The 14,206-nt window shown below is 58.9% G+C and carries 12 protein-coding genes; 6 read left to right on the plus strand and 6 right to left on the minus strand.

Annotation, left to right across the window (positions count from 1 at the left end; all coding sequences use genetic code 11):
* Positions 1 to 98 precede the first annotated feature (98 nt).
* Positions 99 to 1,493 (minus strand): RsmB/NOP family class I SAM-dependent RNA methyltransferase, encoded by a 1,395-nt coding sequence (locus K9B32_RS21735; protein WP_224565897.1) that lies wholly within the window; start codon positions 1,491 to 1,493, stop codon positions 99 to 101.
* Positions 1,484 to 2,446 (minus strand): zinc metalloprotease HtpX, encoded by a 963-nt coding sequence (gene htpX / locus K9B32_RS21740; RefSeq protein WP_224565899.1) that lies wholly within the window; start codon positions 2,444 to 2,446, stop codon positions 1,484 to 1,486. Before htpX ends, K9B32_RS21735 begins: the two co-directional genes overlap by 10 nt.
* A 123-nt stretch (positions 2,447 to 2,569) precedes the next feature.
* On the opposite strand from htpX, the gene K9B32_RS21745 reads away from it, so the two are divergent.
* Positions 2,570 to 2,794, plus strand: coding sequence for a DUF1674 domain-containing protein (locus tag K9B32_RS21745; RefSeq protein WP_224565901.1), 225 nt, complete (start codon positions 2,570 to 2,572; stop codon positions 2,792 to 2,794).
* A 47-nt stretch (positions 2,795 to 2,841) separates the two neighbouring features.
* A complete protein-coding gene (locus K9B32_RS21750; protein ID WP_224565903.1) occupies positions 2,842 to 3,069 on the plus strand; it encodes a hypothetical protein in 228 nt (75 codons plus the stop codon).
* Positions 3,070 to 3,321: 252 nt separating this feature from the next.
* Here the strand turns inward: K9B32_RS21750 and acs are convergent, their stop codons facing one another.
* A complete protein-coding gene (gene acs, locus K9B32_RS21755) occupies positions 3,322 to 5,277 on the minus strand; it encodes an acetate--CoA ligase (RefSeq protein ID WP_224565905.1) in 1,956 nt (651 codons plus the stop codon).
* Positions 5,278 to 5,499: 222 nt separating this feature from the next.
* On the opposite strand from acs, the gene K9B32_RS21760 reads away from it, so the two are divergent.
* Positions 5,500 to 6,198 (plus strand): DUF1013 domain-containing protein, encoded by a 699-nt coding sequence (locus K9B32_RS21760; RefSeq protein WP_007798173.1) that lies wholly within the window; start codon positions 5,500 to 5,502, stop codon positions 6,196 to 6,198.
* 62 nt (positions 6,199 to 6,260) lie between these two features.
* Here the strand turns inward: K9B32_RS21760 and K9B32_RS21765 are convergent, their stop codons facing one another.
* Both K9B32_RS21765 and K9B32_RS21770 read right to left on the minus strand, forming a co-directional pair.
* Entirely contained in the window at positions 6,261 to 8,171 is a 1,911-nt protein-coding gene (locus K9B32_RS21765) for a propionyl-CoA synthetase (protein ID WP_224565907.1), read from the minus strand.
* Between the two features lie 82 nt (positions 8,172 to 8,253).
* Entirely contained in the window at positions 8,254 to 8,913 is a 660-nt protein-coding gene (locus tag K9B32_RS21770; protein ID WP_224565909.1) for a YggS family pyridoxal phosphate-dependent enzyme, read from the minus strand.
* Between the two features lie 200 nt (positions 8,914 to 9,113).
* Between K9B32_RS21770 and leuS the strand changes: the two genes are divergently transcribed.
* From leuS to holA, 3 genes are read left to right on the plus strand one after another with little or no spacing between them, the layout of a single operon-like run.
* Positions 9,114 to 11,744: a leucine--tRNA ligase gene (gene leuS / locus K9B32_RS21775; protein WP_224565911.1), complete on the plus strand. Its 2,631-nt coding sequence runs from the start codon at positions 9,114 to 9,116 to the stop codon at positions 11,742 to 11,744.
* Complete coding sequence (gene lptE, locus K9B32_RS21780) at positions 11,734 to 12,255, plus strand: LPS assembly lipoprotein LptE (RefSeq protein WP_224565913.1); 522 nt, start codon at positions 11,734 to 11,736, stop codon at positions 12,253 to 12,255. The genes leuS and lptE overlap by 11 nt, the downstream gene beginning before the upstream one ends.
* Before the next feature lie 11 nt (positions 12,256 to 12,266).
* Positions 12,267 to 13,301: a DNA polymerase III subunit delta gene (holA, locus tag K9B32_RS21785; protein WP_224565915.1), complete on the plus strand. Its 1,035-nt coding sequence runs from the start codon at positions 12,267 to 12,269 to the stop codon at positions 13,299 to 13,301.
* 6 nt (positions 13,302 to 13,307) lie between these two features.
* On the opposite strand, the gene K9B32_RS21790 is transcribed toward holA, so the two are convergent.
* Positions 13,308 to 14,192 carry a ParB/RepB/Spo0J family partition protein gene (locus K9B32_RS21790; RefSeq protein ID WP_224565917.1) on the minus strand — a complete coding sequence of 295 codons (885 nt, stop codon included), beginning with the start codon at positions 14,190 to 14,192 and terminating at the stop codon, positions 13,308 to 13,310.
* Between the last annotated feature and the right edge of the window lie 14 nt (positions 14,193 to 14,206).

Consider the following 14,206-nt stretch of genomic DNA (forward strand, 5'->3'; position numbering starts at 1 on the left):
TTGACCCGTGTCGTTAAGAATAAGTGAATAAGCCCGGAATCCGTGACACTTACGTATCAAATTATGACGGGGGCTCAACTATGCCAGTTGCCATTCGATCAGGCAACACGGCGCATAACGACGGCGTAGAAGCCGTCAAGGCCACCCGCAAAACCGGCGGGAACCTCCAACATGTCGGGCGTCGTACGGAATTCTCCGAGGCGGCTGATGGCACACTCCAGTCCCGGCCAGCGCTTGGCATCAATGGCGACACGCTCGAGCATCGGTGTATCCGCAAGGACGCGAGCGGCTACCTCTTCTCCCTCGGTCGGATCAAGCGAGCAATTGGAAAAGACAATTGTGCCGCCCGGCTTCAGCAAGGTTATCGCGTGGCGCAGCAGGCGTTCTTGAAGCGCAGCAAGTTTCGCGATGTCGTCCGGCCCCTTGACCCAGAGAACGTCGGGATGTCGGCGCGTCGTCCCCGTCGATGAGCACGGCGCATCCAGCAGTATGGCATCGAACAGTTCCGCTGGCTGGTATTTCGTCAGGTCGCTGGCAACCGTTTCGCCACTCAACGCTAGCCGATCCAGATTGGCTCGCAAACGCTTGATACGGTTTTCGGATTGCTCGACCGCCGTAACGTCACCCCCAGCAAGGATCAACTGGGCCGTCTTTCCGCCAGGCGCTGCACACAAATCCGCAACGCGTTTTCCCGCCAAGTCACCGAAGAGCTGAGCAGGGATACTGGCGGCTGCGTCCTGAACCCACCATGCGCCCTCCGCAAATCCCTCGAGTGAGGGAATGCCGCCCTCGAAGGCGGCCAGCCGAACACCACCGGTCGGCAGCACAAGACCGCCCAAACGCTGCGCCCAGCTCCGCGCGTCCGTTTTGACGGTAAGATCAATTGCGGCCGGCTCGAGCTGCGATTCAGAGATCGATCGTGCCCTTTCCTTGCCGTAGGCCCTTTCGAGCCTTTTAAGAAACCATTCCGGCATGACCGGAATGGCGTTGATTTCAGCCAGGACATCCTCTTTCTCGCGTCCAAGACGGCGTAGGACGGCATTTACCAGCCTGGCAAAGCGGCGATTCCGCGGGTCCTGATTTGATTGCTCAACTGCGAGGTCGACTGCGGCATGATCCGGCACATCAAGGTAGAGGATCTGCGCCGCGGCAATCGCGAGAACGTGATGCAATGCTCGCGCGCCTTCGGGAAGCGGCGATTCGAGCAGGAGGGAGATCGCGGCATCTATGCGCGGCAAATGGCGCAGCGTCGCATTGAGAATGGCACGCACCAGTGCGCGGTCACCCTCGTTCAGAGCCTTGTAGGCTGGATTGCCATGCTCATTGTCCAAGGCGCCGTCAAGCGGGAGCTTCCGGTCCACGACGGCTGCAAGGATCTTGGCGGCAGCGGCACGAACCTGCAATCCGGGTTTTGCTGGCGCAAGGACAGGCCCCGAGTTGGAAGGCTTTGCTTTACGAAATGACTTTTTCTTGCCGTCTGAATTCAAGACCACGGACCTTTCGGCGGTTGTGAACCACCGCGACCAAGACCGGTATTCGGAACCGAGCGCGATTTGCGCATCGAATTATCAGCGCGAACCGGCGGCGTCGAGACATTCATGCCGCTGCGTGCCATTTCCTGCAGCGCCGCAATCCGGTTCTCCGTGTTCGGATGTGTGGAGAACAGATTGTCCATGCCGGCGCCGGTCAGCGGATTGATGATGAACATATGGGCAGTTGCCGGGTTGCGCTCGGCATCGTAGTTCGGCACATGCGACGCGCTCCGCGCGATCTTGGCAAGCGCCGAAGCAAGCCACAGCGGATTGCCACAAATCTCCGCGCCACGGCGATCGGCCGAGTATTCGCGCGTCCGGCTGATGGCCATCTGAACCATCATCGCGGCGAGCGGCGCGACGATCATCGCCAGCAACACCCCTATGAAACCGAGCGGATTGTTGTTGTTTTCCCGGTTGCCACTGAAGAAGAACGCAAAATTACCCAGCATTGAGATCGCGCCGGCGAGCGTCGCGGTGATCGTCATCGTCAAGGTGTCGCGGTTTTGCACGTGGGCGAGCTCATGCGCCATGACGCCTGCGACCTCTTCCGGCGTCAGTGCGCTCAGCAGGCCGGTGGACGCGGCAACGGCAGCGTTCTCGGGATTGCGACCCGTCGCGAAGGCATTTGGTTGCGGGCTGTCGTAGAGATAGACCTTGGGCATGGGCAGACCGGCATTGCGCGACAAATCCCTTATGATCGCGAAGAACTCCGGGGCATTGCGCTCGTCGATCTCCTGCGCGTGATAGGCCGACAGCACCATGCGGTCGGAATTCCAGTAGGAAAAGAAGTTCATCCCGGCCGCGATCACGAACGCGATCATCATGCCGCCGCGCCCGCCGATCAGAAAGCCGACGGCCATGAACAAGGCCGTCATGAAGGCGAGCAACATGGCTGTGCGGACGAGGTTCATTGTTATCTCCAAAATACGCCCAAGCGGATCCGCGCAAGGCCAAAGGGTTTCAATTGCGGCGCCGGCGCACTATGATTTGGTCATTCACCAGCCATTTTCAATATTTCTAGGCGGAATCGCGTGATGCAGGCAGCGGATAATGACAACAACGATACCCTAGCGACTGAAGCCGCCGAGGCTTCCCGCAAGTTGCTCTCGCCGGCTGCCAAGCGCGCGCTTGCCGAGGCGGAAGAGCGTCGCCGAAACGAGAAGCCGGTAGAAATGCCGCCAGAGATAGGTGGCCGCGGCGGTGCCGATCCCTCCCGCTTCGGGGACTGGGAAATCAACGGCAGAGCGATCGACTTCTAAGTAAATACTCCTATTGACTTTCTCCGCAACCGGAATTTATTCCTCCCATGAGGAAGATTGCTTCCCTTGTCGCACTGGCCTTTGTCGTAGCTCCGGTCACGTCCGAGGCACGCGACGAAATAGCGGGGCCGGTATCGGCTGAAATCCTGAGGGTAATTGATGGCGATACGCTGCTGGTCGAAGCCCGCGCCCTTGGCCACAGCGAACGATGGAAGTCTATGTTCGAATTCGCGGCATCGATGCGCCGGAGATGCACTCCAAATGCGCTGAAATAAGGCGGGCAGGGATCGGCGCGCGCCACCCCTGGAGGACCTGACATCCGGATCACCCGAGATCCGGCTGACGCAGATTGCCGGCGACAAGTATTTTGACCGCATCCTGGCAAACGTAACGCTTTCAGATGGCAGGAATCCGGCTCAAGATCTGTTGGGCGGGGGGTCGTGGGGGCCTATGATGGCGGCCGAAAGCCGCGCGTAATCTGTCCCGAAGAGAACTGAAGCCGCCCGATCGCTCGGAGCGGCTTTTGCCTAGGCTGTCGCCTTGTTCTGGCGGTTGGCGATCAGATCGTCAACAACGGCGGGATCAGCAAGCGTCGAGGTATCGCCCAAAGAGCCGAAGTCGTCCTCGGCGATCTTGCGCAGGATACGGCGCATGATCTTACCTGAACGGGTCTTCGGAAGCCCCGGTGCAAACTGTATCTTGTCGGGTGCTGCGATTGGGCCGATTTCGCTGCGAACATGCTTGACCAGTTGCTGGCGCAAATCGTCCGAGCCTTCATTGCCCGCCATTAGAGTAACGTAGCAATAGATGCCCTGGCCCTTGATCGGGTGCGGATACCCAACGACGGCTGCCTCCGACACAAGGTTGTGCGAAACGAGAGCGGATTCGACCTCGGCGGTGCCCAGGCGGTGCCCCGAGACGTTCAGCACGTCATCGACACGACCGGTGATCCAGTAGTAGCCGTCCTCATCCCGTCGGCAGCCATCGCCGGTGAAATACTTGCCCTTGTAGGTCGAGAAGTACGTCTGGATGAAGCGCTCGTGGTCGCCATAGACGGTGCGCATCTGCCCCGGCCAGCTGTCGGTGATGCAGAGGTTCCCGTCGGCGGCGCCTTCGAGCACATTGCCTTCATTGTCGACCAGCTGCGGCTTGACGCCGAAGAATGGCATCGTCGCCGAACCCGGCTTCAGGTCAGTCGCGCCCGGCAGCGGCGTGATCATGTGACCGCCGGTTTCCGTCTGCCACCACGTATCGATGACAGGGCAACGCTTGTCGCCGACGACGTTATAGTACCATTCCCACGCTTCCGGATTGATCGGCTCGCCAACCGTTCCGAGCAGACGCAGGCTGGAGCGCGACGAGCGCGTGACGAAGTGGTCGCCAGCACCCATTAGCGAGCGGATCGCCGTCGGCGCTGTGTAGAAGATATTGACCTTGTGTTTGTCGATGACCTCCCAGAACCGGCCCTGATCCGGGAAATTCGGCACGCCTTCGAACATCAGCGTCGTCGCACAGTTCGCAAGCGGACCGTAGACGATGTAGGAGTGCCCGGTCACCCAGCCCACGTCGGCGGTGCACCAGTAGATATCGCCTGGGTGATAGTCGAACACATATTCATGGGTCATCGCCGCGTAGACGAGGTAGCCGCCCGTCGTATGCAACACGCCTTTCGGCTTTCCGGTGGAGCCAGAGGTGTAGAGGATGAACAGCGGATCCTCCGCCTTCATCTTCACCGGCGGGCATTCAGGCTTAACCGTAGCGACTTCCTGATGGTACCAGATGTCGCGGCCCGGCGCCCAGCCGGTCTTGCCACCGGTACGCCGCACCACGAGGACCTTGTCGACGATGACATGCTGACGGGCGGCGATATGGATTGCCGTATCGGTATTGTCTTTCAGCGGTACCGGCTTGCCGCCGCGCACGCCTTCGTCGCAGGTGATCACAAAGGTGGACTCGCAGTCGACAATACGACCGGCCAGCGCTTCCGGCGAGAAGCCGCCGAACACGACCGAATGAACTGCGCCGATGCGGGCGCAGGCGAGCATCGCATAGGCCGCCTCGGGAATCATCGGCATATAGATGGTAACGCGATCACCCTTCTTGACGCCGTGCTTCTTCATGACGTTCGCCATACGGCAAACCTGCTCATAGAGCTCGTTGTAGGTGATCTTCTTGTCGACGTAGGGATTGTCGCCCTCGAAGATGATCGCCGTCTGATTGCCGTTGGTCTTCAGGTGCCGGTCGATACAGTTGTACGAAACGTTCGTCTGCCCGTCCTCGAACCACTTGATCTGGACCCGGCCGGTGAAAGACGTGTTCTTGACCTTCGTGTAGGGTTTGAACCAATCGATCCGTTTGCCATGCTTGCCCCAGAACTTGTCAGGGTTCTCGACGCTTTCCTCGTACCATTGCTCGTACTTGGCCTTATCGATAAGCGCATGGTTCTTCACCGGTTTTTGCACCGGGTAGATCTTTTCGGACATGGAACTCCTCCTCACTCGGACACCGGACGGAACGACGCAATCCGGACTGGCTCTAGGCATTCATAGCAGGTCGAATTTGCCCGGCAATTAGACAAAGGTCATTTCATTCGTGATCAATTGCAATTCTGCGTCACTGCGGTTATATAGCGCCATATTTCCCGGACATAGTGGTGACAATCCACGGACCGCGACACCGGCGCGGACGACAGAAGGACTATATCCATGGCTCAACAATTGCTCATGCCGAAGGCGACCGCCATCTGGCTCGTCGACAACACAGCCCTGTCATTCGACCAGATCGCACAGTTCTGCAAACTGCATCCGCTCGAAGTGAAGGCGATTGCCGATGGCGAAGCCGCGCAGGGCATCAAGGGTCTCGACCCGATTGCGACCGGCCAGCTTTCCCGCGACGAAATCGCCCGTGCCGAAAAGAACCCGGCACACAAGCTTAAACTCTCCGAGCCCAAAGTTCGCGTGCCCGAATCCAAGCGCCGTGGCCCGCGCTACACGCCGGTTTCCAAGCGCCAGGATCGCCCAAACGCCATTCTCTGGCTGGTGCGCAATCATCCGGAACTGAAGGATGCGCAGATTTCCCGCCTCGTCGGCACGACGAAGTCGACCATCGAGCAGATTCGCGAACGCACTCACTGGAACTCTGCAAATCTGGCGCCGATGGACCCGGTAACACTCGGTCTTTGCAGCCAGATCGACCTCGACATGGAAGTCGAAAAGGCGGCAAAGGGCCGTCCGCTGCCAACGGCAGCCGAGCTTGGTGCAACCTTGCAGTCTGCGCATGAGACCGAGCGTCTGACGAGCCATGAGCGCGAAGAGGAGAAGGAAATCGACGCCGATGCCGTTTTCGCGAAGCTGAAGTCGCTGAAGTCTTCTCCGAAGGATGAGGACGAAGACGATCACTACTGATTGTCTCTGGATGAGCGATAAACAAGGCCCTGCGTAAGCGGGGCCTTTCTGTTTCTGCGCTTCTATAGCGGAAGCGAACCGAATCCGCGCTTGCGCAACGCTTCCGCGATTTCCTCGAGAATTGCCGGATCGTCGATCGTCGCTGGCATTTTCCACGGCACGCCGTCGGCAATCTTTTGGATCGTGCCGCGCAGAATCTTCCCGGAGCGTGTCTTGGGAAGGCGGTCGACCGTTATGGCGGTCTTGAAAGCAGCCACCGGGCCGATCGCGTCGCGGATCAGCTTTACGACCTCCGATTCGATAGCTGATGTTTCCCGTGAAACATTCTTCTTGAGAACCAGAAACCCGCACGGCACCTGGCCCTTCAGCTGGTCGGCAATTCCGACCACAGCGCATTCGGCGACATCCGGATGCGTAGCACAAACCTCCTCCATCGCTCCCGTCGACAGGCGATGACCGGCACAGTTGATGATGTCGTCGGTGCGCGACATGATGAAGAGGTAGCCATCCTCGTCGACGTAGCCGGCATCCGCGGTTTTGTAATAACCGGGAAATTCAGCCAAATAGGCCGAACGGAAGCGCTCATCCGCGTTCCACAGCGTGGGCAGGCAACCGGGGGGCAGGGGAAGCTCGACAACAATGTTCCCGAGTGTGCCCGGAGCCACGGGGTGACCGGCGTCATCGAGGACATGGATACTATAGCCGGGCATAGGTACCGATGGGGAACCATGCTTCACCGGTAGCGCCTCAAGGCCGAGCGGGTTCGCCACCATCGGCCATCCCGTTTCGGTCTGCCACCAATGATCGATCACGGGAACATCGAGCATATGCTCAGCCCACTTCAGTGTCTCCGGATCAGCACGCTCTCCCGCCAGGAACAGGGCCCTGAAATTGGGCTTCGAATAGGCTTTGAGGTGTGCACCCTCGCTGTCTTCGCGGCGAATGGCGCGGAAGGCCGTAGGTGCGGTGAAGAGAACGCGCACATCATGCTCTGAAACAATGCGCCAGAAGACGCCGGCATCAGGCGTGCCGACCGGTTTTCCTTCGAAGATAACACTGGCAGCGCCCGCCAGCAGCGGCGCATAGACAATGTAGGAATGGCCGACAACCCAACCAATATCGGAGGCGGCCCAGAACACTTCACCCTGCTGGATGCCGAAGATGTTCGTCATCGACCAGTTGAGGGCGACCATGTGACCGCCGTTGTCGCGCACGACGCCCTTGGGCTGGCCCGTCGTGCCGGACGTATAGAGAATATAGAGTTCGTCCGTTGCCTCGACGGGGGTGCATTCGACATTCACACCACGATTTCTCGCGACGGCAGCTTCGAAATCCTCGTCACGACCATCAACCAGGTCCGCCGTAAACTGCGTCCTCTGCAGAACAAGGCAATGGGCCGGCTTTGACTTCGCGATGGCCATCGCCTGATCGACCAAGGGCTTGTAGGGCACCACCCGTCCCGGTTCGAGCCCGCAACTTGCGGTCAGAATTAGTTTCGCCCCCGAATCGTCGATACGCGCCGCAAGCTCATTTGCCGCAAAGCCACCGAACACGACGGAATGGACAGCGCCGATGCGTGCGCAGGCAAGCATAGAGAAGACCGCTTGCGGCACCATCGGCATATAGATGATGACGCGGTCGCCCTTCACGATTCCGCGCTGCCGCAGCGTCGCAGCAACGGCGTTCACTTCGGCAAGGGCTTCGCCGTAGGTAAAGACAGTCTTCGTACCGCTAACGGGGCTGTCGTAGATAAATGCGGTCTTGCCGCCGCGACCGGCTAGAACATGGCGATCGAGGCAATTGTAGCAGGTATTGGTTTCGCCTCCGGCGAACCAACGGCCATATGGACCGCTCTCCGGTGAAAACGTCCGCTCCGGCTCTTTGAACCAGTCAATTTCCGCCGCCGCCGCCCGCCAGAAGGCCTCCGGATCGCCCTTCCATCTGGCATAGGTCCGCTGATAGCCACCCTGCATCTGCTCCTCCCCAGGATATGCAAGTTACCTTAGCAATCTAGGAGAGGCTGGGCAGGAGAGGAAGCCCGACCAAAGCAGCGTATCAGCGGGCGCCGAAGATCGCGGAGCCGACACGAACGCTGGTCGCGCCAAAGGCAATGGCCGTTTCATAATCCCCGGACATCCCCATCGAAAGCTTCTCGACGCCGCACGCCTTGGCAAGCTTGGCAAGCAATGAAAAATGCGGACCGGGGTTCTCATCCGCTGGCGGGATACACATCAGTCCCTCGATGGCGAGGCCGAGTTCATCACGACAAAAAGCGACAAACACCGCGACGTCATTCGGTGCGATCCCAGCCTTCTGCGGCTCAAGCCCTGTATTTACCTGGACATAGAGACGAGGGGTCTTCGCCTGACGCTTCATTTCGTCAGCGAGTACACGGGCAATCTTCTCGCGATCAACTGTCTCGATCACGTCGAACAACGCAACCGCCTCTGCTGCCTTGTTAGACTGTAGAGGTCCAATAAGATGAAGTTCGATGTCTGACGTCTCCGATTTCAACTGCGGCCATTTTGCCTGGCTTTCCTGAACCCTGTTTTCCCCGAAAGTCCGCTGCCCGGCCTGTAGCGCCGGGCGGATGGCGTCTGCGCCGAATGTCTTTGAGACAGCGACAAGCTGAACCGAACCCGCGGATCGCCCGCCCCGCGTTTCGGCTGCAGTGATATGCGAGCGCACATCGTTCAATCGCTCTTCAAGTTCCATCACTCGCCTCGACAAGACCGCATGAGAAGATGGCAATGCACTAAACGCCCGGGCTGTGCTTGCCAAGGCCCCGCACGCCCGAAATCGTGGACGGCAGACCGAGATCGGACGCTTGCCGCACCCGTAAAACTTGACGCTACGGTGGTTTCATGGTGAAGGTCACCACCAACTTCCCCTGATTTTTCGGAAATACGAGTACCATGGCAACCGAACGTTATAACCCGCGCGATGCTGAACCTCACTGGCAGCAGAAATGGAACGAAGCGAAGGTCTTCGAGACCGACAACAGCGATCCCCGCGAGAAGTATTACGTCCTCGAAATGTTTCCGTATCCATCCGGTCGTATCCACATGGGCCATGTGCGAAACTACGCAATGGGTGACGTCGTAGCTCGCTACAAGCGCGCTCGCGGCTATAACGTGCTGCATCCCATGGGGTGGGACGCCTTTGGCATGCCGGCCGAGAATGCAGCAATGGAGCGCGGCGTCCATCCGGCTTCCTGGACCTACCAGAATATCGCGTCGATGAAGTCTCAGTTGAAGGCGATGGGCCTGTCACTGGATTGGAGGCGCGAGTTCGCAACCTGCGATGTTGCCTACTACCAGCATCAGCAGCATCTTTTCCTGGATTTTTTCGACAAAGGGCTCGTCTATCGCAAGCAGTCGAAGGTGAATTGGGATCCGGTCGACAACACTGTTCTGGCCAACGAACAGGTTATCGACGGACGCGGCTGGCGTTCGGGCGCACTCGTCGAACAACGCGAATTGACGCAGTGGTTCTTCAAGATCACCGACTTCAGCCAGGACCTGCTCGAGGCGTTGGACACGCTTGATCAATGGCCTGAAAAGGTCCGGCTGATGCAGAAGAACTGGATCGGCCGCTCCGAAGGCATGATGCTCCGCTGGGAGATCGTTCAGGAGACGGCTCCGGCCGGAGAAACCGAGATCGAGGTCTATACGACGCGCCCAGACACGCTGTTCGGCGCCTCGTTCCTGGCGATCGCGGCTGACCATCCACTGGCAAAGGATGCCGCAGCAAAGAGCCCGGCCATTGATGCTTTCTGCGAAGAATGCCGCCGCGCCGGCACCTCGCTCGCCGCGCTGGAAACTGCGGAGAAGAAGGGAATGGACACCGGCATACGGGTAAGGCATCCACTTGATCCTTCGTGGGAACTGCCTGTCTACATCGCAAACTTCGTCCTCATGGACTACGGGACTGGCGCCATTTTTGGCTGCCCGTCAGGCGATCAGCGGGACCTTGATTTCGCACGCAAGTACGATTTGCCCGTCGTTCCGGTCGTCATGCCGGCAGATGGCGATGCTGCGACGTTCAGCGTTGGTGATGTTGCCTATGACGGCGACGGCGTGATGATCAACTCGCGCTTCCTCGACGGCAAGACCACCAGCGAGGCGTTTGATCTTGTCGCTGACCGGTTGTCATCGATGACCCTTGGCAACGCTCCCCAGGGCGAGCGCAAGGTTAACTTCCGCTTGCGTGATTGGGGCATCTCGCGCCAGCGCTACTGGGGCTGCCCGATCCCGGTGATCCATTGCGATGACTGCGGCGTCGTTCCCGTTCCGAAGAAGGACCTGCCGGTAAAGCTGCCGGAGGACGTAACCTTCGACCAGCCCGGCAATCCGCTTGATCGTCATCCAACATGGCGGCATGTCGCCTGCCCGCAGTGCGGCAAGGATGCACGACGGGAAACCGACACGATGGACACATTTGTCGATTCCAGCTGGTATTTCACGCGCTTTACTGCGCCTTGGGAAGGCAAGCCGACCGACCCGAACGCCGCCAATCGGTGGCTGCCGGTCGACCAGTACATCGGTGGTATCGAGCACGCGATCTTGCACCTGCTCTATTCGCGCTTCTTCACCCGAGCAATGCGCGAGACAGGCCATGTCGATGTGAAGGAGCCTTTCAAGGGTCTCTTCACGCAGGGCATGGTCGTGCACGAGACATACAGTCGCGGTGCCGGTATGAGCCGCGAGTGGGTCGCACCGGCAGACATTCGCATCGAGGAACTGGACGGAAAACGCCGCGCCTATCACCTCTCCAACGGCGAAGAAGTCGCTATCGGATCGATCGAGAAGATGTCGAAGTCGAAGAAGAATGTCGTCGATCCGGACGATATCATCGCCTCCTACGGCGCAGACACTGCGCGCTTCTTCGTGCTTTCGGATTCGCCACCGGAGCGGGACGTTATCTGGTCGGAAGCAGGGGTCGAGGGCGCTCACCGGTTTACGCAGCGCCTGTGGCGACTAATTGCCGAGGCGTCGGACAACCTTCGCGATGTTGCTCCGACTCCGGCTAAGGATGGGGAAGCTCAGGCTATCTCCCAGGTCGCGCACAAAACCTTGAAAGCCGTGCAGAATGACTACGATCGTCTCTGGTTCAACAAGGCCGTCGCGCGGATCTACGAGCTTGTCAATGCCCTGGCGTCACCTTTGACCCGTGTAGGCGCGGGGGAGGGCGATCGGACGTATCGCGCCGCCGTACGCGACGCTGCAGAGATACTTATCCAGTTAGTAGCGCCGATGACACCGCATTTGGCGGAGGAGTGCTGGGCAGCGCTGGGCAACGGCGCATTGCTGGCACACACGGATTGGCCACGTTATGACGAGACCCTTGTCGTTGAAAACGATGTGATTTTGCCGGTTCAGATCAACGGCAAGAAGCGCGCCGAATTGACAATTTCTCGCGACGCAGATCAGAATGCCGTCACCGAGGGTGTGCTTGCATTGGATGAGGTCAAGAAGGCTCTGAACGGTCAGACGCCTAAGAAGATCATCGTGGTTCCGCAAAGGATTGTGAACATTGTCGTTTGATATCGCTTTTAAGCTGCTGCGCGGCTCAGGCATTGCCGCAATCCTTGCATCCGCGGCCTTTTTTGCATCCTGCCAGGTTCGCCCCCTCTATTCCGATAGCTCCGGCGTCGCGGGTAAGCTCGCGTCTGTCGGCTTCTCGGAAGCAACGAGCCGTGTCGGGCAGGAAGTTCGCAATCGACTGATCTTTATCGCTTCCCGCGGCGCCGGCGAGCCCGCGAACCCGGACTACAAGGTAGAGCTCAGCGTTCGGTCGAATGTCATTAGCACTCTGCTTGTCGCCTCATCAGATGAGTCGCTAGCCGGTCGTGCAACTGTCAGCGTTGACTACACACTGAAGTCGACGAAGGATGGTCATGTCATCAAGGCCGGCAATCGCTATGCCACCGCCCTGCTCGACTTCCCCGGCCAGGAATTTGCTAAACAGCGCGCTATTCGCGACGCCGAGAACCGCGCCGCGCGGCAGGCTGCCGAGTTTGTTGGTGCCGATATAGCGGCTGCGCTTGGCCGCTGAGGAGCGGATGCATGGCGGAAATCAAATCGCATGAGTTTGAAAGCTTTCTTGAGCGATCCGCCCGCAACTACCGGCTCTTCGTGATCTATGGGCCGGATCGTGGCCTTGTCTCGGAGCGCGCAACCCTCCTTGCTGCCAAGACAGGCGTTTCGCTCACCGATCCTTTTTCGCTGATCAAGCTCGACATCGCCGACTTGCAGCGGGACCAGGGACGTCTCCTGGACGAGACTGGGGCGATCGGCCTTTTCGGAGGGGACAAACTAGTCTGGATCCGCGGAGCAGCGAACGAAAAATATCTCGTCGATTCCCTGCAGACTCTTTCCGCGAGCATGCCGGAAGGCACATTCGTTATCATAGAAGCTGGCGACCTCAAGAAGGGTTCGCTGTTGCGGAAAGGCGCCGAAACAGCGCGCAATATCGTGGCAATACCCTGCTATTCCGACGATGCTCGCGCGCTTAACAGCTTGATAGACAGCGAACTTTCGAACGCAGGCATCGCCATCACGCCAGCTGCACGCCAAGCCTTACTGGTGCTTATTGGCGGGGATCGGATCGCCTCTCGCAACGAACTGCGAAAGCTTGCGCTCTATTGCCGTGGTCAATCGACGATCGAAGAGCACCACGTTACGGAAATTATAGGCGACGCCAGCGCAATCTCAGTGGACGATGCCGTCGATGCGGTGTTGAGCGGCAATCCGACCAGCTTCCTGAATGCGATGCAGAAGATCATATCGTCCAAGACTGCAGTGTTTCTCGTTATACAGGCCTGCCTGAAGCAATTTCAGTTGCTGGATGCCATGAAGACGGAAATGGAAGAGAAGCGATTGCCGGCCGCGCAGGTCGTGCAGACGCTGGGCCGTCATCTGCATTTTCGACGAAAGCCGATCATCGAACAAGCACTTCGAACTTGGTCTGCAGACGCCCTAGCACGAGAAGCCAACCGTCTGCAGGCCACTATCCTGCAGACTCGCAAGCGTGCGTCCCTAGAAGACAGCGTCGCACTCCAGACGCTGCTTTCGACCACACTGCAATCGGCACGCCGGTAATTACTCTCAGCGACGCTCCAGAAGACGGCAGATTTCCTCTAGCTGTTCCAAGGACTTATAGGATATCCTGATCTGACCACCGCTTGCTTTGTGATTGATCGTCACATCAAGGCCGAGTGCGTCGGAAAGGGTCCGTTCCAAGGCGAGCGTATCTGAGTCCTTCTGATCCTTTTGATGCGCCAGGGGTCTCGGTTCGGACTGCGCCTTGATATCGTTTTGAGCCAAACGCTCGGCGTCGCGCACCGACATGCCTTTTGATACGATCGTGCGCGCGAGCGCGGCCGGGTCAGAGGTCGGCACCAACGCGCGGGCATGACCGGCAGAGAGACTTCCGGCTGCAAGGAGGTCTCGAACAGGCTCTGGCAGCTTCAAAAGACGCAGCGAATTCGCCACATGGCTGCGGCTCTTGCCGATGATTTCGCCAAGGTCGTTCTGGGTATAGCCATATTCCGCTATAAGTTGTTCGTAGCCGAGCGCCTCTTCCAACGGATTGAGGTCGGAGCGCTGAACGTTTTCGACAATCGCAATCTCGAGAGCGGTTTTGTCATCGACATCACGCACGATGACAGGAATATCGATCAAGCCAGCAAGCTGCGCCGCGCGCCACCGTCTTTCGCCGGCTATGATCTCGAACTGGCTGCTCGCCAGAGTGCGGACTACAATCGGCTGAACGATACCATGCTGCCGGATCGAGCTCGCAAGCTCGTGCAATTCGCCGTCATCGAAGAACCGTCGAGGATTGCGTGGATTGCGACCGACGAACTCGATCGGCACCATTTGATCGGCACTCACTCCGCGATTTGGGGCATCAACCGGCATCGGCTGATCCATCTCACCGATTAATGCTGCCAGGCCACGGCCAAGTCTTCTCTTCGAGACGTCGTCGTTCATGTCTTAACTCGCTA

The sequence above is a fragment of the Rhizobium sp. 3T7 genome (assembly GCF_020166565.1).
In the GTDB taxonomy this organism is placed as follows: domain Bacteria; phylum Pseudomonadota; class Alphaproteobacteria; order Rhizobiales; family Rhizobiaceae; genus Rhizobium.